Source organism: Microbacterium sp. NPDC057741 (genome assembly GCF_042798735.1).
GTDB lineage: Bacteria > Actinomycetota > Actinomycetes > Actinomycetales > Microbacteriaceae > Microbacterium.
This window is the reverse complement of the sequence record NZ_JBHVJW010000003.1, coordinates 476,035-494,038: the sequence shown is the minus strand read 5'-3', so window position 1 is coordinate 494,038 and position 18,004 is coordinate 476,035. Positions and strand designations below refer to the sequence as shown.

At 69.5% G+C, this 18,004-nt stretch carries 17 protein-coding genes; 5 read left to right on the top strand and 12 right to left on the bottom strand.

What is annotated here, in order from left to right:
• Window position 1: 1 nt before the first annotated feature.
• Window positions 2-1,315 carry a DUF6350 family protein gene (locus ACFVDO_RS13265; protein ID WP_378859348.1) on the bottom strand — a complete coding sequence of 438 codons (1,314 nt, stop codon included), beginning with the start codon at window positions 1,313-1,315 and terminating at the stop codon, window positions 2-4.
• Window positions 1,316-1,398: 83 nt separating this feature from the next.
• On the opposite strand from ACFVDO_RS13265, the gene ACFVDO_RS13260 reads away from it, so the two are divergent.
• Window positions 1,399-2,865 carry an NCS2 family permease gene (locus ACFVDO_RS13260; protein ID WP_378859347.1) on the top strand — a complete coding sequence of 489 codons (1,467 nt, stop codon included), beginning with the start codon at window positions 1,399-1,401 and terminating at the stop codon, window positions 2,863-2,865.
• 154 nt (window positions 2,866-3,019) lie between these two features.
• Here ACFVDO_RS13260 and ACFVDO_RS13255 read toward each other — a convergent pair whose 3' ends face one another.
• Window positions 3,020-3,421 (bottom strand): VOC family protein, encoded by a 402-nt coding sequence (locus ACFVDO_RS13255; protein ID WP_378859346.1) that lies wholly within the window; start codon window positions 3,419-3,421, stop codon window positions 3,020-3,022.
• Between the two features lie 77 nt (window positions 3,422-3,498).
• Here ACFVDO_RS13255 and ACFVDO_RS13250 point away from each other — a divergent pair, with 77 nt between their 5' ends.
• On the top strand, window positions 3,499-4,074 hold the full coding sequence (locus ACFVDO_RS13250) for a TetR/AcrR family transcriptional regulator (protein WP_378859345.1): 576 nt from the start codon (window positions 3,499-3,501) through the stop codon (window positions 4,072-4,074).
• Between the two features lie 151 nt (window positions 4,075-4,225).
• Here ACFVDO_RS13250 and ACFVDO_RS13245 read toward each other — a convergent pair whose 3' ends face one another.
• From ACFVDO_RS13245 to sucC, 4 genes are all read right to left on the bottom strand, one after another.
• A complete protein-coding gene (locus ACFVDO_RS13245; protein WP_378859344.1) occupies window positions 4,226-4,804 on the bottom strand; it encodes a class I SAM-dependent methyltransferase in 579 nt (192 codons plus the stop codon).
• 45 nt (window positions 4,805-4,849) lie between these two features.
• Entirely contained in the window at window positions 4,850-5,284 is a 435-nt protein-coding gene (locus ACFVDO_RS13240; RefSeq protein ID WP_378859343.1) for a nitroreductase family deazaflavin-dependent oxidoreductase, read from the bottom strand.
• A 288-nt stretch (window positions 5,285-5,572) separates the two neighbouring features.
• Window positions 5,573-6,475 carry a succinate--CoA ligase subunit alpha gene (gene sucD, locus ACFVDO_RS13235; protein WP_378859342.1) on the bottom strand — a complete coding sequence of 301 codons (903 nt, stop codon included), beginning with the start codon at window positions 6,473-6,475 and terminating at the stop codon, window positions 5,573-5,575.
• A 19-nt stretch (window positions 6,476-6,494) separates the two neighbouring features.
• Window positions 6,495-7,661 carry an ADP-forming succinate--CoA ligase subunit beta gene (sucC, locus tag ACFVDO_RS13230; RefSeq protein WP_378859341.1) on the bottom strand — a complete coding sequence of 389 codons (1,167 nt, stop codon included), beginning with the start codon at window positions 7,659-7,661 and terminating at the stop codon, window positions 6,495-6,497.
• Window positions 7,662-7,791: 130 nt separating this feature from the next.
• On the opposite strand from sucC, the gene ACFVDO_RS13225 reads away from it, so the two are divergent.
• Window positions 7,792-8,451, top strand: a complete 660-nt coding sequence (locus ACFVDO_RS13225) for a TetR/AcrR family transcriptional regulator (RefSeq protein ID WP_378859340.1) — start codon at window positions 7,792-7,794, stop codon at window positions 8,449-8,451.
• Window positions 8,452-8,454: 3 nt separating this feature from the next.
• On the opposite strand, the gene ACFVDO_RS13220 is transcribed toward ACFVDO_RS13225, so the two are convergent.
• Window positions 8,455-8,946, bottom strand: coding sequence for a hypothetical protein (locus ACFVDO_RS13220; RefSeq protein ID WP_378859339.1), 492 nt, complete (start codon window positions 8,944-8,946; stop codon window positions 8,455-8,457).
• A 58-nt stretch (window positions 8,947-9,004) separates the two neighbouring features.
• Here ACFVDO_RS13220 and ACFVDO_RS13215 point away from each other — a divergent pair, with 58 nt between their 5' ends.
• Both ACFVDO_RS13215 and ACFVDO_RS13210 read left to right on the top strand, forming a co-directional pair.
• Window positions 9,005-10,459 (top strand): phytoene desaturase family protein, encoded by a 1,455-nt coding sequence (locus ACFVDO_RS13215; protein ID WP_378859338.1) that lies wholly within the window; start codon window positions 9,005-9,007, stop codon window positions 10,457-10,459.
• A gap of 57 nt (window positions 10,460-10,516) precedes the next feature.
• Entirely contained in the window at window positions 10,517-11,551 is a 1,035-nt protein-coding gene (locus tag ACFVDO_RS13210) for an ATP-dependent DNA ligase (protein ID WP_378859337.1), read from the top strand.
• A gap of 31 nt (window positions 11,552-11,582) precedes the next feature.
• Here the strand turns inward: ACFVDO_RS13210 and ACFVDO_RS13205 are convergent, their stop codons facing one another.
• The 5 genes from ACFVDO_RS13205 to ACFVDO_RS13185 form a co-directional block, all read right to left on the bottom strand.
• Complete coding sequence (locus ACFVDO_RS13205) at window positions 11,583-12,056, bottom strand: nitroreductase family deazaflavin-dependent oxidoreductase (RefSeq protein WP_378859336.1); 474 nt, start codon at window positions 12,054-12,056, stop codon at window positions 11,583-11,585.
• Complete coding sequence (ligD, locus tag ACFVDO_RS13200; protein ID WP_378859335.1) at window positions 12,049-13,107, bottom strand: non-homologous end-joining DNA ligase; 1,059 nt, start codon at window positions 13,105-13,107, stop codon at window positions 12,049-12,051. Before ligD ends, ACFVDO_RS13205 begins: the two co-directional genes overlap by 8 nt.
• 38 nt (window positions 13,108-13,145) lie before the next feature.
• Entirely contained in the window at window positions 13,146-14,135 is a 990-nt protein-coding gene (locus ACFVDO_RS13195) for a biliverdin-producing heme oxygenase (RefSeq protein WP_378859334.1), read from the bottom strand.
• Between the two features lie 74 nt (window positions 14,136-14,209).
• Entirely contained in the window at window positions 14,210-15,343 is a 1,134-nt protein-coding gene (locus ACFVDO_RS13190; protein WP_378859333.1) for an SseB family protein, read from the bottom strand.
• Window positions 15,344-15,531: 188 nt separating this feature from the next.
• Window positions 15,532-17,979: an ATP-dependent helicase gene (locus ACFVDO_RS13185; protein ID WP_378859332.1), complete on the bottom strand. Its 2,448-nt coding sequence runs from the start codon at window positions 17,977-17,979 to the stop codon at window positions 15,532-15,534.
• Between the last annotated feature and the right edge of the window lie 25 nt (window positions 17,980-18,004).

Sequence of the window (18,004 nt, the reverse complement as noted above, 5' to 3'; positions counted from 1 at the left end):
GTCAGTCTACCCGGGTGCCGGGCGAGTCCTGACCGGATGACCGCTCGCCGTTCGGCGCCTGGTCGAACTCCGCCATCTCGGCGTGCCAGCGGTCGGTGCGCTCCTCGGCGAGTTCGTCGCGATGCCGCGGCGCGAGCAGCAGGATGGCCGCGCCGACGAGCACCTCGAGTCCGATCGCGAGCGCGAAGCCGCCGGGCTGCGGCCCGGTCTCCGCGAGGCGGCCGGGGCCGATCGACCCGGAGGCCAGCACCGCGGCGAGCGCGGCGACGCCGGCCGAGAGCAGGGCGATGCCGGCGGCGATCACGGCGCGCGGGCCGTAACCGGCCGCACCGCCCTCCCAGACCAGCTTCGAGCGGATCATCCAGCCGGCGAAAGCGCCGGCTGCGATCGGGAGCAGCACGACGACGAGCATCCAGAATGAGTCCACCGGAGGCAGCAGCCCGAGCACCGGGATGCCGGGGACGACACCCAACTGCGTCCCGGCCGGAGACACCGCGGTGCCCGCTCCAACCGCGAAGCCCGGCCCCGCGATCCAAGCGACCGCCCAGACCACCAGCGTCGGCAGATAGGCGAGCTGGCCGAGCGTGATCACCGTCGCACCGAGCGCGTCCACGTGCGCGCTCTCGAAGAGGGCGATCACCTCCCCGCCGCGCAGCACGGTCATGGCGGCGACGCCCAGCGCTCCGAGGCCGGTGAGCAGGACGACGGTCACCGCCGCCCCGCGCACGGCCTCTGCGGGAACCGGCGCCCAGTCGCCCCAGCTGTCGACGAGATCGTGCAGGCGGTCGATCGGTCCGCCGTCGCCCTCGGACCAGGCGTGCTTGACGGCACCTGCGAGCGCCCCTGCGAAGTAGACCGCGACCGGCAGCAGAGCACCGGCCCAGAACGGCACGCGCGCGGCAGGGGTGCCTGCGGTGAGTGCCACCAGGAAAGAGATCGCCGCGAAGACGACGGTGCCTCCGACGACACCGGAGATCCATGCGCCCGCGGAGGACGCCCGGCGCCCGGACCGCGCCGCGAACAGCAGCGTGAACAGCAGCAGCGCCAGCGGCGTGAGCGCGAGCGTGAACTGCGCCGCCGCGGGGGCGATCACGGTTGCACGGATCACCTCGTCGGGGATCTGGATCTGCATCGCCGCACCATGCCCGAACTGCCAGAGCGTGCCGCTCGCGGGCCACAGCGCACCCCAGTCCGCGGTCGCGCCGATGGCGATCGTCCACAGCAGCGTCAGGGGCGCCAGAAGAACGGCGAGCCCGACGGCGGCGGCGATCGCGGCGTCGAGCGCGGCGAGGAGGGCGACGGTGAGGCGTTGCATGTCGTGAAAAGCCTACGATGTCCGCCCCTCCCCTTTCCCGCGCACCCCCGGCACACGATAGATTCTCCTGCGGAGGTCCCCCGATGACTACAGCCCCTGCCGCCCCCGACACCGACGAGAAGCAGCCGACGAACGCCGTCGACCGCTTCTTCGAGATCACCAAGCGCGGATCCACCTTCGGCGCGGAGATCCGCGGCGGTGTGGTCACGTTCGTGACGATGGCGTACATCGTCATCCTGAACCCGATCATCCTGTCGTCCAGCCCGGATGTCGCAGGCAACGTGCTCGACTTCGCGCAACTGAGTGCCGTGACCGGACTCACCGCCGCCGTCATGACCGTGCTGTTCGGCCTGGTCTCGCGACTGCCGTTCGGCTTCGCGGCGGGCCTGGGGATCAACGCCTTCCTGGCGTTCTCCGTGGTCGGCGAGATCACCTGGCCCGAGGCCATGGGCCTGGTCATCATCAACGGTCTGCTGATCGTGCTGCTCTCGGCCACAGGCCTGCGCCGGATGATCTTCGACGCCGTGCCGATGCAGCTGAAGATCGCGATCACCGTCGGTATCGGCCTCTTCATCGCGTTCATCGGCCTGGTCAACGCCGGTTTCGTCACCTCCACCAAGAGCGACTCCCCGCCGGTCGGCCTCGGCATCGCCGGCTCCGTCGCGACCGTGCCGACCCTCATCTTCGTGGTCACGCTGCTGCTGACCGCCGTGCTCGTGGCCAAGAAGGTCAAGGGCGGAATCCTCATCGGCCTGGTCACCGGCACGGTCATCTCGGTGATCGTCGAGGCGATCTGGCACATCGGCCCGAAGGTCGACGGCGACAAGATCAACCCGGGCGGCTGGGGCCTCTCGGTCCCGGCCCTGCCGAGCCAGCTCGTCAGCATGCCCGACCTGTCGCTGGTCGGTCAGTTCGACCTGTTCGGCGCCTTCGGCCGCATCGGCGCACTCGCCGCCCTGATGCTGGTCTTCACCCTGGTCTTCACCAACTTCTTCGACGCGATGGGCACCATGACGGGCCTGGCCAAGGAGTCCGGCCTGGCCGATGACCACGGCAACTTCCCGCGGCTGAAGTCCGCGCTGATCGTCGAGGGCGTCGGCGCCGTCGTCGGCGGTGCGACCTCCGGCTCGTCCAACACGGTGTTCATCGAGTCCGGCGCCGGCATCGGCGAAGGCGCCCGCACCGGCTTCGCAAACCTCATCACCGGTGCACTGTTCCTGATCGCGATGTTCTTCACCCCGCTGGTGTCGATCGTCCCGACCGAGGTGGCGGCGGCCGCACTGGTCCTCGTCGGCGCGCTGATGATGAGCCAGATCCGCTTCATCGATCTGACCGACTTCTCGGCGCTGTTCCCGGTTTTCGCGACCGTGACCGTGATGCCGATGACCTACTCGATCGCGAACGGCATCGGCGCCGGCTTCATCAGCTGGGTGATCGTGCGCGCGTTCTCGGGCAAGGCTCGCGAGATCAGCCCGCTGCTGTGGGTGGTCACGGCCGGCTTCGTGATCTTCTTCGCCCGCGGCCCGATTGAGGCTCTGCTCGGCGGCTGACCCGATGTACGTGAGAGAGGGGCGGATGCTGTGCAGCATCCGCCCCTCTCGTGTCCCGAGCCGAGTGCCGGTGCCGCACCGACGCGCGGCGGACGATCCGGCGGATGGCGGTGAACACTCCGGCGAGCCATCCGCCGGCTGCAAGGGACTCGGATCAGGCGAATGCCTCGGCGAACTCCGGGGACGGCTCGATCGGCTCGATCACGTCGAGCAGCACACCGCCGGGTGCCTCGACGATGAAGTGCCGCTGCCCGAAGTCCTCATCCCGCAGCGGCAGCCGCTCGGGCAGCCGGAGCTCTCCGACGAGGCGGGCGTGTTCGGCCGTGGCATCCGTCACCTCGACGTTCAGCAGCAGGCCTGTGACCTGGCGGCGGAAGCCGTGCGGGACGGTGTCGTGCGTGCTGTCGAGGACGGCGAGCTCGCCGCCGTCGAAACGCAGGCTGACGTACCAGTCGGCTTCGAAGGTCGTCTCGAAGCCCAGCACGTCGCGGTAGAAGCGGGCCGAGGCCTCGACGTCCTCCACCATGAGCACGGGGTAGAACGAGGTGATCTGCATGTCGTCATCCTTTACATACTCTGTGTTTGTATCTTGCGGAGCTAGGATACATGCACACAGTACGTAAAGGAACGCCGATGCCCAGAGCCACCGCCGCAGAGGCCGCCGCGACCGCCGAGCGCGTGCTCGAGGCCGCGACCGAACGGTTCGCCGCACAGGGCTTCACCGCCACCTCTGTCGATGACGTCGCGGCGGACGCCGCTGTCACCCGCGGCGCCGTCTACCACCACTACTCGTCGAAGCCCGGGCTGTTCGCCGCGGTCGTGCAGCGGATGCAGCAGGACGTCGCCGAGGCCGTGGTCACGGCGGCCGCGGACGCCTCGCCCGCCGAGTCGCTGCGCCTCGGAAGCCACGCCTTCCTCGACGCGATCACCGCCGGAGGGCGCGCCAGGGTGCTGCTCCTGGACGCGCCGGCCGTGCTGGGCTGGGACGCCTGGCGGCGGGCCGACGCCGAGGCATCCGCCGTGCACCTGCGCGAGGCGCTGGTCGATGCCGGCGTCACGGAGTCCGCAGCGGATGCGACGACCGCGCTGCTCTCCGGCGCGATGAACGAGGCCGCACTCTGGCTCTCCGAGCGCCCCAGCGACGCCCCTGCGCGCGCTGCGGTGCACACGACGCTGGATCTGCTGCTCGGCGCCGTCACTCGGAGGTGACCTTCGCGCGGCACTTCTCGGCCGGCGCGGCGCGTATCCGCGCCGCGTGCGCAGATACCTGCAGCGCAGCCCGCGACCGGCGCGAAGAATCGCCGTGCGAGCGAGGACGTGCCGCGTGACTGTGCGCCGGTCGTGCCCGCCCCGCACGCAGTCAGGCCACCGCCACGCCCTCGATGAGCGGCTCGATCGTGCCGAGTACGCCCGGGGCCTGCATCCGCCGCACCTCGACCGTCACGAAGCCCGCGGCGCGGATCGAAGCCGCCGTATCTCGGTGCGGATCGCAACCGCGGTCGATCAGCCTCGAGATCGGCGCATACGCGGCCTGCAGCGCCGACGTCCAGGTGCCCCGCTCTGCGGCGACGTGCTCGAAGAACACGAGCACACCCCCTGGGCGCAGCACCCGACGCACCTCGGCCAGCGCCTGGTCGGGATGCCGCACCGAGCAGAGCACGGTCGAGGCGATCACTGCGTCGACGGTGCCGGCCCCGAGCGGCACCGCTTCCGCCGGTGCGGTGAGCAGCCGCGCGCCCGGGCGGCGGTCGAGACGCGCACGGAGCGCGGGTTCGACGCGCACTCGCGGCTCCAGCGCCAGCCACTCCACGCCGTCGGCCAGATGGTCGGCGGCGATCCCCGAGCCTGCACCGAGATCGAGCACGACGCCACGCAGCGGAGGCAGCGCCGAGGCACGCCAGCGCCGATGAGACTCCGTGGTCGTCACGTCACCCGGCATCCGCCCAGGGTAGGTCGATTCCCCCGGCAGTGGAAGAGACTCCGCTCAGCGGCGCTCGAGCAGGAACAGCGCGATCAGGCGGTCGGTACGCGGCTGGTAGTCCGCGTAGGCCGGCCAGGCCTCGACGGCGCGCTCCCACCACAGTGCGCGCTCGTCGCCGGCGAGCTCACGGGCGGTGTAGTCGTGCTTCTCCGCGCCGTCCTGCAGCTCGACGTGCGGCTGACGGCGCATGTTGCCGGCCCACTTCGGCTCGTCCGGCGCTCCGCCTTTCGACGCCACCACGACATACTCCCCGTCGTGCTCGACGCGCATCAGCGCGGTTTTGCGCAGCGCACCGCTCTTCGCGCCGACAGTGGTCAGCACGATGATCGGCTTGCCCTGCATGTCGTTGGCCTCGGCACCCTCCGATGCCTCGAACTTCTCGGCCTGTGCTCGGGCCCAGGACGACGTGGACGGAAGATACTCTCCGGAAAGCGGCATGACCCCAGCCTATGCGCGCCCACCAGGTGGCGGACCGTTCTGCGGACGGGGGACGACACACCGACGAACGCATATCGATCCGCCAGCTGCAGGACGGCAGACCCGACTTCCCGACCCCGCATCCCGCCCCTCCCCGACCCGGCAGGTGGCGGAGCGATCTGCAGATGGCGGAGGATCCCGCCGCGAATCCCCCGCCGAACGCAGCTCGGTCCGCCATCCGCAAGAAATGCGCAACGACGACGAAGGGCTCGGATGCCAGGCATCCGAGCCCTTCGCGGGAAGCAGTGCTTACAGACCTGCGATGATTTCGCGCATCAGCGAAGCGGTCTCGGACGGCGTCTTGCCGACCTTGACGCCGGCGGCCTCGAGGGCCTCCTTCTTCGCCTGTGCGGTACCGGCCGAGCCCGAGACGATGGCGCCGGCGTGGCCCATGGTCTTGCCCTCGGGAGCGGTGAAGCCGGCCACGTAGCCGACGACCGGCTTGGTGACGTTGGCCTTGATGTACTCGGCAGCGCGCTCCTCGGCGTCGCCGCCGATCTCGCCGATCATGACGATCGCCTTGGTCTCGGGGTCTGCCTCGAACGCGGCGAGCGCGTCGATGTGCGTGGTGCCGATGACCGGGTCGCCGCCGATGCCGATGGCGGTCGAGAAGCCCAGATCGCGCAGCTCGAACATCATCTGGTAGGTCAGGGTGCCCGACTTCGACACCAGCCCGATCGGGCCCTTGCCGGTGATGTTCGCCGGCGTGATGCCCGCGAGCGCCTCACCGGGGGTGATGATGCCGGGGCAGTTCGGGCCGATGATCCGGGTCTTGTTGCCCTTCTCGATCGCGTAGGCCCAGGCCTCGGCCGAGTCGCCCACGGGGACACCCTCGGTGATGACGACGAGCAGCGGGATCTCGGTGTCGATGGCCTCGATCATGGCGTCCTTGGTGAACGCCGGCGGCACGAACGCGACGGACACGTTCGCACCGGTCTTCTCGATGGCCTCGGCGACCGACCCGAACACGGGCAGCTCGACGGAGTTGCCGTCCTTGTCGACGTGCGACACGGTGGTGCCGGCCTTGCGGGCGTTGACGCCGCCGACGACGTTGGTGCCGGCCTTCAGCATCAGCGCGGTGTGCTTGGTGCCCTCGCCGCCGGTGATGCCCTGGACGATGACCTTGGAGTCGTTGTTGAGGTAGATCGACATGTCTCTAGTCCTATTCGTCTCAGGCGTTGGCCAGCTCGGCGGCCTTGTCGGCGCCCTCGTCCATGGTGGCGGCGAGCGTGACGAGCGGGTGGTTCGCTGCTGCGAGGATCGCACGACCCTCTTCGACCTGGTTGCCGTCGAGACGCACGACGAGCGGCTTGGTGGCCGAATCGCCGAGGATCTCGAGCGCCTTCACGATGCCCTCCGCCACGGCCACGCAGGAGGTGATGCCGCCGAAGACGTTGACGAACACGCTCTTGACCTGCTCGTCGCCGAGGATGACGTCGAGGCCGTTGGCCATGACCTGCGCGTTCGCGCCGCCGCCGATGTCGAGGAAGTTGGCGGGCTTCACGCTGCCGTGGTTCTCACCGGCGTAGGCGACGACGTCGAGGGTGGACATGACCAGACCCGCGCCGTTGCCGATGATGCCGACCTCGCCGTCGAGCTTGACGTAGTTGAGGCCGGATGCCTTGGCCTTGGCCTCGAGCGGGTCCTCGCTGGCCTTGTCGGCGAGCTCCTCGTGCTCGGGGTGACGAACCTCGGAGGCGTTGTCGTCGAGGGTGACCTTGCCGTCGAGGGCGATGATGTCGCCGTCCTCGGTGCGGACCAGCGGGTTCACCTCGACGAGGGTCGCGCCCTCGCCCTTGTAGACGTCGTAGAGCTTGACGAAGACGTCGGACACCTTCTCGACGAGGTCCTCGGGGAAGTTCGCGGCGCGGGCGATCTCGACGGCCTTGGCCTTGTCGATGCCGGTCAGCGCGTTGACCTCGACCCGGGCGAGCGCCTCGGGCTTCTCGACCGCGAGCTGCTCGATCTCCATGCCGCCCTCGACGCTGCACAGCGAGAGGTAGGAGCGGTTGGCGCGGTCCAGCAGCACCGAGAAGTAGAACTCCTCGGCGATGCGCGCACCCGCGGCGACCATCACGCGACGGACGACGTGGCCCTTGATGTCGAGACCGAGGATCGCCTTGGCGGCCTCGTACGCCTCCTCAGGGTTCTTCGCGACCTTCACGCCGCCTGCCTTGCCGCGGCCGCCGGTCTTGACCTGTGCCTTGACGACGACGCCGCCGCCGAGCTTCTCGGCCGCTGCCTTCACCTCCTCAGGGGTGTCGGCGACGATGCCGGCGAGAACCGGCACCTCGTACTTCTCGAAAAGGTCTCGTGCCTGGTACTCGTAGAGATCCACAGTGCAGTCCTTCGCTGGTTGCGGCGGGTGGGACGCGACAAGATTGTCGGGTGTCGATATCATTCGACCCGGTTGACAAGCGTACTACCGCGGAACACGCCCGCCTGACCGCGGGAGTTAGGCTCTCCCCATGCACGAATCCGTCCAGCCCCCCAACGGCGTCGTCGGGGCAGCACTCGAGCTGTTCGCACAACAGGGCTTCGAGCAGACCTCGGTCGAGCAGATCGCCAAGGCGGCCGGTGTCTCCCGTTCGACGTTCTTCCGTCAGTTCGGCGGCAAGGAGGATGTCGTCTTCGCCGATCACGAGGCGCTGATCGACCAGCTGCGCTCCTTCCTCGACGAGCCGCACGACGACCCCTGGCAGGCCGTGTGCGAAGCATCCGAGCGCGTCTTCTCGTATTTCGCGCGCGACCCGGAGCTCGCCCGCCGCCGGTACCAGATCGTGCGCGACGTGCCCGTGCTGCGCGAGCGCGAGATCATCACGGTGTTCCGGTACGAGCGGCTCTTCGACGACTATCTGCGGCAGTCGCTGCCGGGCATCGACCCCCTGGATGCCGTCGGGTTCGCCGCCCTGGTCACCGCGGTGCACAACCACGTGCTGCGCCAGCTGCTGCGCGGCAGGAAGGTGCCGGTCTCGGTGCTGCAGAATGCACTCGCCGACGTGCGACGCCGGTACGGCGTGCACGAGGATGCCGCCGATGCGGCGCCCGACGACGTGGTGGTCGCGGTCTTCCCGCGCTCGATGCCGATCGCCGAGATCAGCCGGCGCGTGCAGGCCGAACTGAGCTGACGCCTAGTCGCAGCCGCAGCCGCCGGAGGGCGTCTTGACCATGAAGCAGACATCGCAGACTCCGTAGTCCCGGTCCTCCTTGGGGGTGACCTTCGGGACGCGCGGCGCAGCAGGAGTCGTGGGACGCGGGTTGGCTGCCTTCTTGGCACGAGCCTGTGCCGCGGAGGAGAACTCGCTCGGATGCGACACGTAGAAGTACGGCGGGCGGCCCTCGCTCGGCTTCAGATTCTGAGCCGCGAATCCCACGATGACGAGCTCATCCTCGGTGAAGCCGTTCGTGTATGTGCGCCCGATGTGCAGCGCGGCACCGGGACCGCGGCGGATCGCCTCGATGTAACGGCCGCGGTCGATGAAGCTGCTGATGCCGATCGCGTCGACGATCCGGCCGATGAACGCGTGGTTCTCCTCTGGGACACGGTGGGCGCGGAGCGCTTCGGCGAGACTGCGGTACGGACGGGAGGTGCCTGCGGGGGTCGGCCCCTGTATTTCGTTCATCTCTTCAAGGATCCCACGGTTCGCCATGCGCCGGGCACCACATCAGTAGGCTGACGGCATGGCGCGCGCAACGGTGGTCGGAAGCGGGCCCAACGGACTCTCCGCGGCCGTGACGCTGGCCCGCGCGGGATACGCCGTCGAGGTGCTCGAGGCCGCCGAGACCGTCGGCGGCGGCGTGCGCACCCTCGACGGCCCGCTGCCCGGGTACCGGTACGACGTGTGCTCGGCCGTGCATCCGGCGGCACTGACCTCGCCGTTCTTCCGCGCCTTCGGGCTGGCCGACCGGGTGGACTGGATCCGCCCCGAGATCTCGTTCGCGCATCCGCTCGACGACGGCCGCGCCGGCATCGCCTGGCACGATCTGGCGCGCACCGCCGACGATCTGGGGGTGGACGCGCGGGCGTGGAATGCCCTGCTGCGCCCGCTGGTGCGCCGACTCGATGAGGTGGTCGAGTTCACCGGCGGCTCGATGCTGCGCGTACCCCGGCATCCGATCACCGCCATCAGGTTCGGCCTGCGGATGCTGGAGCAGGGCAGCGCCCTCGGACCCCGTGCGTTCCGCACCGACGAGGCGAACGCGCTGCTCGCCGGGGTGCTCGCGCATGCGGCGACGCCTCTGCCGTCGCCGTCGTCGGCTGCGGCCGGCCTGCTGCTGGCCGCGCAGGCGCACGGCCCGGATGGCTGGTCGTATCCTCGGGGCGGCGCGCAGCGCATCGCCGAGGCGCTGCAACGCGACCTCGAAGAGCACGGCGGACGCATCCGCACCGGCGAACAGGTGCACGACCTCGCCGATCTCGACTGGGGCGATCCGGCCCGCGGCGACCTTCTGATGCTGAACTGCTCACCGCGGCTGGCGCTCACGCATCCCGGCATCCCGGCGGACTACGCGCAGAGTCTGACCGCGTACCGCTACGGCCCGGCGGCGGCGAAGGTCGACTTCGCGCTGAGCGGGCCGGTGCCGTGGACGAACGCACAGGTGGCGCTCTCTCCGACCGTGCACGTCGGCGGGACCCGCTCCGAGATCGCCGCGAGCGAGAACGCGGTCGCGCGCGGATCGGTGTCGGAGCGGCCGTACGTGCTCGCCGTGCAGCCCTCCGTGCTCGACGACTCGCGCGCGCCGGACGGCGGAGCCGCACTCTGGGCGTACATCCACGTGCCACTCCGATCGGACCTCGACCCGACAGAGCTCGTCACCCGTCAGATCGAGCGCTTCGCCCCGGGCTTCCGCGATGTCATACTGGCCAGCCGCGCCGTGCCGGCATCCGCACGTGAGGCTCTGAATCCGGCCGAGATCGGCGGCGACATCTTCGGCGGCGCGTTCACGATCGCGCAGGCCTTCCGACGACCGGTGCTCTCGGCCGCGCCCTGGCGCACGCCGATGCGCGGGGTGTACCTGGCGTCGGCGGCGACGCCGCCGGGCCCCGGCGTGAACGGCATGGCCGGCTGGCATGCAGCGCGCACCGCGCTGACGGATGCGGGGACGCCGGCGACCCTGGACGAGCTGTTCGCCTGACACATCGTCGACCAGGGGACTCTCGCGCTGTGGGCGGCTGACCGCTTGAATGGACCCATGTACGAGATCCCCGCGCCGATGCTCGCCAAGGCCGCCGCCGCCGTGCCGGATCCGGCGAAGACGCCGATGCTGTTCGAGCCGAAGTGGGACGGTTTCCGCGGGCTCATCGCCTGGGACGGCGAGACCCTCGAGATCGGTTCCCGCGGGGCGAAGCCGCTGACCCGGTACTTCCCCGAGCTGGTCGAACAGCTCCCCGGCATCCTGCCCGGCCCCTGCCTGCTCGACGGCGAGATCGTCGTCGCCACCGGCCCTGCGGGCTCGCAGCGGCTGGACTGGGAGGCGCTCAGCCAGCGCATCCACCCCGCCGCCTCCCGCGTCGCGAAGCTCTCCGTCGAGACTCCGGCGATGTTCATCGCCTTCGACCTGCTCGCAGAGGGCGGCGACGATCTGCAGGCGCTGCCGTTCCGCGAGCGGCGAGCGCGCCTCGAGAGGATGCTGGTCAGCGCCACGTCTCCGCTGCACCTGACCCGCACCACCGACGACCGCGCGACTGCTCAGCGCTGGCTCGCGGAGTTCGAGGGTGCCGGGCTCGACGGCGTCGTCGCCAAGCCCCTCGACGAGCCCTATGCCCCGGGCAGGCGCACCCTGATCAAGATCAAGCACGCCCGCACGGCGGATGTCGTCGCGCTCGGGTACCGCGTGCACAAGAGCGGCTCCGGCGTCGGCTCGCTGCTCGTCGGGCTCTACTCCGACGACGGTGCGCTGCGTCAGGTCGGCGGCGTCGCGGCGTGGAGCGACGCGATGCGGCAGCAGCTCGTCGAGGACCTCGATCCGCTCGTGGAGCGGGATGCCGACGGCGCCGCCGTCACCGGCGAGGGCGAGCGCTCGCGGTTCAGCGGCTCGAAAGACGTGTCCTTCGTGCGGCTGCGTCCCGAGCGCGTGCTCGAGGTGAAGTACGACCAGCTCGAGGGTGCGCGGTTCCGCCACACCGTGCAGTTCGCGCGCTGGCGACCGGATCGGGAGGCCACGTCCTGCACTTACGACCAGCTTGACACCGTGGCAGGGTACGACCTGGCGGACGTGCTCGCCTGAGCGCCCTTCGTCTCGTCGCTGCGCTCCTCGCTCACGGTGCGGTCTTGGGCGGGGTGAACTCCACGATCGGGATGTCCGCCGCTCCCCCGGCCGCGTAGTCCATGGCCGCGCTGAGGTGCTTCCATGCCTCTGGATGCTCGGCGGCATACACCTTCAGCCGTTCCGCGGACTCTTCGGGGCCGAGCATCCGCACCGCCGCGCGCGCCCTGCGCGCATGCCCGGTGCTGAGGTAGGCGACGCCGTTGGCCTGCAGATTGCGGTACCACTGCGCCTTCCTGCCGAAGCCGGATGCCACCCGGATCACGTTGTGCTCGCGCTCGGCGACCTCGACGACGACGAACCGGCGCTCGTGCGACTTCCGCCCGAGGTGCTCGATCATCACGAGACGGTCGCCGAAGATCCAGCCGAAGCCCGACCGGTACAGCCAGATCGGTGCGCGCACGAGCCAGGGCGTCGCCAGCAGGCGCGCGACGAGACGGTCGATCGTCCCGGTCCGCTCAGGCATCGTTCTCCCAGTTCGCGGCGACCTTCTTGCTCGGCTGCACGCGCGGCGGCTCCCCGGGCATCTTCGGGAATTCCGGCGGGAACGGCAGTTCGCCGAGACCGTTCTCCACATCGCGATCCCACCACTGCAGGAGCGTGTCGATGCGGGCGGGTGCGTCCTGCATGCCGGCCCACGGGTCGCCGACCTCGGCGAGCCTGGCCGGGATGCTGCGCACGGTGAAGCGCTTCGGATCGAGGTCGTCGAGCTCGTCCCAGTGCAGCGGAGTCGACACCGGCGCCCCGACGAGCGCTCGTGCGCTGTACGCGCCGGCCATGGTGCGGTCACGGTTGGCCTGGTTGAAGTCGACGAAGATGCGCTCCCCGCGCTCCTCCTTCCACCAGTTCGTGGTCACCGCCTGCGGCATCCGCCGCTCGAGCTCGCGACCGGCCGCGATCACCGCATGCCGCACCGTGAGGAACTCCCACTCCGGGACGATCGGGCAGAACACGTGCAGACCGCGGTTGCCGCTGGTCTTGATGAAGGGCTCGAGACCCGCCTCGCGCAGCACCTCGCGCAGCTCGCGCGCCGCGAGAATCGCCTCGGCCATTCCCGTTCCGGGCTGCGGATCGAGGTCGATGCGCAGCTCGACGGGGTTGTCGGTGTCGGCCGCGAGCGACGCCCACGGGTGGAAAACGATCGTGTTCATCTGCACGGCCCAGACGATGGCACTGGTACGGTTCAGCACGATCTGCGGATGCTTTCGGCCGCTGTTATACGTGCACATCACGGAGTCGACGAAGTCGGGCGTGCCCTTCGGCGGGTTCTTCGAGAAGAAGCTCTCACCCTCGACGCCGTCGCGGAACCGCTCCAGAGACACCGGACGGTGGCCGGTGGAGTTCAGGAACGGCACCGACACGGTCTGCACGTAGTCCGCGTACTCGGCCTTCGTGATGCCCTCGCCGTCCGGCACCGGCCAGACGACCTTGTTCGGGCTGGACAGCCCGATCTCGCGCTCGACGTCCTCACCGGAGTCGGTGTCGGTCACGGTCAGCGTCACACGCTCAGAGGCCATGCTCCGAGACTACGACGGCGCGCAGCCGCACGGAACCGTCAGGCGAGGGCGCGGGCTCGTCCGAGGTCTGCGAACACCTCGGTGTTGAACCGATAGGCGGAACGGACCTCGTCGAGCATGCGTGCGCGTTCGGACGCGTCCAGCGTCTTCCCGAACGCGTCGAGGGTGCGCCGGTAGGCCGCCTTGAACTCGTCCACGTCATCGATCGCTGAGAAGTCGTAGAACGACACACCGCCGCCGAACTGTCGCGAGACCCGCCGGGCGATCACCTGACCGCCGGACAGATCGCCGAGATAGCGCGTGTAGTGGTGCGCGAGGATGCCTGCGACCGAGCCCTGCTCGGCCAGCTCGTCGATGCGCTGCGCATACGCGACCGTGGCGGGGACGGCTTCGATCGCGTCACGCCATTCCGGCCCGATCAGCGTCTCAAGATCGCTGATCAGTGCGTCACGACGGAGCAGCGCGGGCGGGTGCACACCGGCCAGCAGCGGGTCGGCCGAGAGAAGAGCGGATGCACGTTCCAGCGCCTCGTACATGTACCAGTGCTGCACGACCAACTGGGTGTAGTCCGCGCGGGTTCCGCGACCGCGCATGATACCGGTCATGAACTCGGCGCCTTCGCTGTCGCCGTGGTCACCCCAGGTGGCCTCGCGCAGTTCGCGGGCGAACCCTGGGGTCTCCTCTGTCGCTGCGGCGCGCGCCCCGTGGATGTGGTCGTGATGCGCGGGGCGCTGCTCCTCAGCGCGCGGCTCGACGCCGAGCCGCGCGCAGGCGGCGCGGTACAGCTCGACGGCCGCGCGCCTGATGTCCCGGCGCTCGGTGATCTCGATCGGCCAGGCGACCGCGATCTCCCGCAGTCCGTGCGGCTCGTCCACCTGCCACCGGCCGCGCGAATCGTCCAGGCCGACCATCACGGCCCCGGACGCCTCAGGCGCTCCGAACGCGCGTGCGATGAGCAGGTTGTCGGCGGCGTGGTCGCCGTTCATGTGCGCGGTGACCGCGTCGATCACGGTGTCGTCGATGAGCATGTGTCCACCCGTCCGAATGTAGGTAAGCCTTACCTACATTAGATCACGAGAACACGGGTGATGCCGCCTCGAGGTCAGTCGCCGAGGTCCACGGCGAGCACGAGCACCGGTCCGAGCACGTCGCGCTCGACCGCGAGGGACGGACCCGCGGAGTCGACGATCACGCCCGCGAGCTCGCTGTGGCTGCTGAGCACCTTCGCGAGCTGCTCGGGCTCGAAGGGCATCGGCCGGTCGTCACGGCCCAGTGCGACGACCTCGAGCGGGTGCGAGAACACCTGCAGGAATCGCTTGCCGTCGGCAGTGTGCGCCTCGGCGATGCCGACCGGTGCACCGTTCAGGCCGTCGCTGACAGCGACCCAGACCTTCTTCTTGGCGAGCGCCTCACCGACCCGTGCGGCGGTGTCGGGCTCGCGGGGCGACGAGACCAGGCTCTTGATCACCATGGCAGGATCGCCCTGGTCCAGCGCCTGCTGCAGCAGCTCGGTGGGGAAGACCACGCGGTGCGGGGCCGAGGCGTTGTCGATGATGATGCCGGTGAAGCCGCCGTCGATGACCTGCTGGTAGATGAGACCCACCGGCTGCGCCATCGCGGAGGTCGCCGCGGGGTCTTCCTCGGCATCGACGGCCGCGCGGAGCGCCGCTCCCGAGGCGAAGGCGAGCAGGAAGGACTTCTCGTCCTCGCGGATCACGGCGACCGACAGCGCCTCGCCGTCATTGATCTGCTGGCCGGCATCACCGTAGACCCGCAGGTACAGGTGCCCCTGCATCGACTGGCGCATCACGCCGAGCAGCTCCTCGTTGCTCGCACCCTCGGCGATCTCGGCGAGCGCCTCGCGCAGCAGCACGTTGTCCTTGAGACCCTCGATGGTGTGGGTGTCCTCCGGCGGCAGCGCAGAGGCGAGCGGAAGGCGGGGCTTCTCGGTCTCGATGACGTTGATGGTGGGCTCTCGCCGCGGCGCGACCACGGGCTCCTCGGGAGCGTCGTCATCGAGGCCGGTGGACGAGTCCTCGTCCACCGGTGCGGAGACCTCCGGGCCGGCATCCGCGCCGACCCCGCGGAACGCCTGCACCGAGATGGCGACGTCGGGTACGACCTCCTCCACCTGCTCCGGGGCTGCGACATCCTCGACGGGAGCGCCCGGAACCGCGGCATCCTCTTCGACGGTGGAGGGATCTGCGGTCTTCTTGCGGCGGGAGAACAGGGCCATATGCAGAAGCCTAACCGCCCGACGACCGGTCGTTGAGCGAGCGATGGTCGTCGATCGAGCGCAGCGAGCGAAATGCAGAGACGAGACGCGCCGAGGTGATCTGAGAGAGCGTTTCGTCACCTCGACTCGCTTCGCTCGCTCAGTACGCCGCTCGCTCGTTCCTCGGCTCGCGGGGCGACTGAGGAGCGTCAGAGCTTGACGATCGGGGCGATCTTGATCAGCAGCTTCTTCTGACCTGCGGTGTCGAAGCGCACGTGCGCGATGCGCTTCGCACCCTCGCCCGTGACGGCCTCGATGCGCCCCTCGCCGAAGTCGTCGTGCCGGATGCGGTCCCCCGCCTCCAGCTCGAGATCACCGTTGTCGCGCACCTTCGCGGTGACCTTGTTCGGGAACTTGTCCATCGCTGTGGACAACGGCGTGAGGCGCTTCTCGAGCGGCTGCGCGGCGAACCGGTCGCGTCCGCCGCCACCGCCGAAGCCGCCCTGGCGCCGGGCGTTCAGAGCGCGAGACTGGGTGCCGCCACGGGAGTTCACGTCTCCCGGCGACTGCCGCCAGTCGATCAGCTCTGCGGGGATCTCCTGCAGGAACCGGCTCGGCATGGCGACCGACACCTCACCGAACTGCGCGCGGGTCATCGCCAGCGACAGGTGCAGACGCTTGCGTGCGCGCGTGATGCCGACATAGAACAGCCGGCGCTCCTCCTGCGGGCCGCCCGGCTCGCCGGCCGAGATGCGGTGCGGGATGAGGTCCTCCTCGACGCCGGTGACGAAGACCGCGTCGTACTCCAGCCCCTTCGCGGTGTGCATCGTCATCAGCGACACCGTGCCCGACTCGTCATCGAGGTCATCGGCATCCGACACCAGCGCGACCTCGGTGAGGAAGTCCACCAGAGTGCCGTCAGGGTTGTTGCGCGCGAAGTCGCGGGTGACCGCGACGAACTCGTCGAGGTTCTCGAGCCGAGCCTCGTCCTGCGGATCGCGGCTGCGCCGCAGCGACTCGAAGTAGCCGCTCTTCTCGAGCAGCAGCGACAGCCCCTCGGCCACCGAGGTCGCCGAGGGCACCTCGCCGGATGCCGGCATCATGATCGACGTCGCCTCGGTGAGCACCTGGTCGAGCTGCCCGATCGCGGCCTGCAGCTTCGGGCCGACGCCGAGCTGGGTCGGGTGCGAGAGCGCCTCGCGGAATGTGATGCCCTGCTCCTCCGCGAAGCGCGCGATCGATGTCTCGGTCACATCTCCGATGCCGCGCCGCGGCTTGTTCAGGATGCGCCGCAGCGACTGCTCGTCGGCAGGGTTGGCTACCGAGACCAGGTAGGCCAGGGCGTCCTTGATCTCGGCGCGCTCGTAGAACTTCGTGCCGCCCATGATCTTGTACGGCACCGCGGCGCGGATGAAGATCTCCTCCAGCGCGCGGGACTGCGAGTTGGTGCGGTAGAACACCGCCATCTCGGAGTACGGCATGCCGGCCCGGCGCAGCGCCTCGACCTCGTCGGCCACGAACTGCGCCTCGTCGTGCTGCGAGTAGCCGGTGAAGCCGACGATCTTCTCGCCGTCGCCCTTGTCGCTCCAGAGCTTCTTGTCCTTGCGGTCGAAGTTGTTGCCGATCACCGCGTTGGCGGCCGAGAGGATGTTCTGCGTCGAGCGGTAGTTCTGCTCGAGCAGCACGACCTTGGCGCCCGGGAAATCGCGCTCGAACTCGCTGATGTTGCGGATGTCGGCGCCGCGGAAGGCGTAGATCGACTGGTCGGAGTCACCGACGACGGTGAGCGATGCGCCGGCCTCTTCACCGGTTCCTGAGCCTGACGAAGGGCTCGGCTCGAAGATCATCATGCCGTTCGAGGCATAAGGATCGGGAGCATCGCCCTGCACGGGCCGGGTGAGCTCGTGGATGAGCGCGTACTGGGCGTGGTTGGTGTCCTGGTACTCGTCCACCAGGATGTGCCGGAACCGGCGCCGGTAGGTGTCGGCGACGTGCGGGAAGGCACGGAACAGGTATACCGTCTGCCCGATCAGGTCGTCGAAGTCGAAGGCGTTCGCCTTCTGCAGGCGGCGCTGGTAGTCGGCGAAGATCTCGGCGAACAGGCGCTCGGCCGGGTCGTTCATGTTCGCGTCGCGGGCGTAGGACTCGGCGTCCTGCAGCTCGTTCTTGAGCTTCGAGATGCGGCCCTGCACGGATGCCGGGGTGAGGCCGTACGCGTCGGCCTCGTGCTCCTTGACCAGGCGCTTGATGAGCGCGCGGGAGTCGCCGGAGTCGTAGATGGTGAAGTTCTGCGTGAAGCCGAACTGTCCCGCCTCTCGGCGCAGGATGCGCACGCAGGCCGAGTGGAAGGTGGAGATCCACATGCCGCGCGCGGCATCGCCGACCAGCGCGCCGACGCGCTCGCGCATCTCACCCGCGGCCTTGTTGGTGAACGTGATCGCCAGGATCTGGCTGGGCCATGCCTCGCGGTTGCGCAGCAGCAGGGCGATGCGCCGGGTGAGCACGCTGGTCTTGCCCGACCCTGCACCCGCGACGATCAGCAGCGCAGGACCGCGATGCGTCACCGCGTCGAGCTGCTGCGGGTTGAGCCCTGCGAGCAGGTCGTCGGAGGCCTGGGGGCCGGCGGATGCGGGAACGATGAGAGGTGCTTCGGTCATGTCCCTTCGAGTCTAGGCGCGGGCC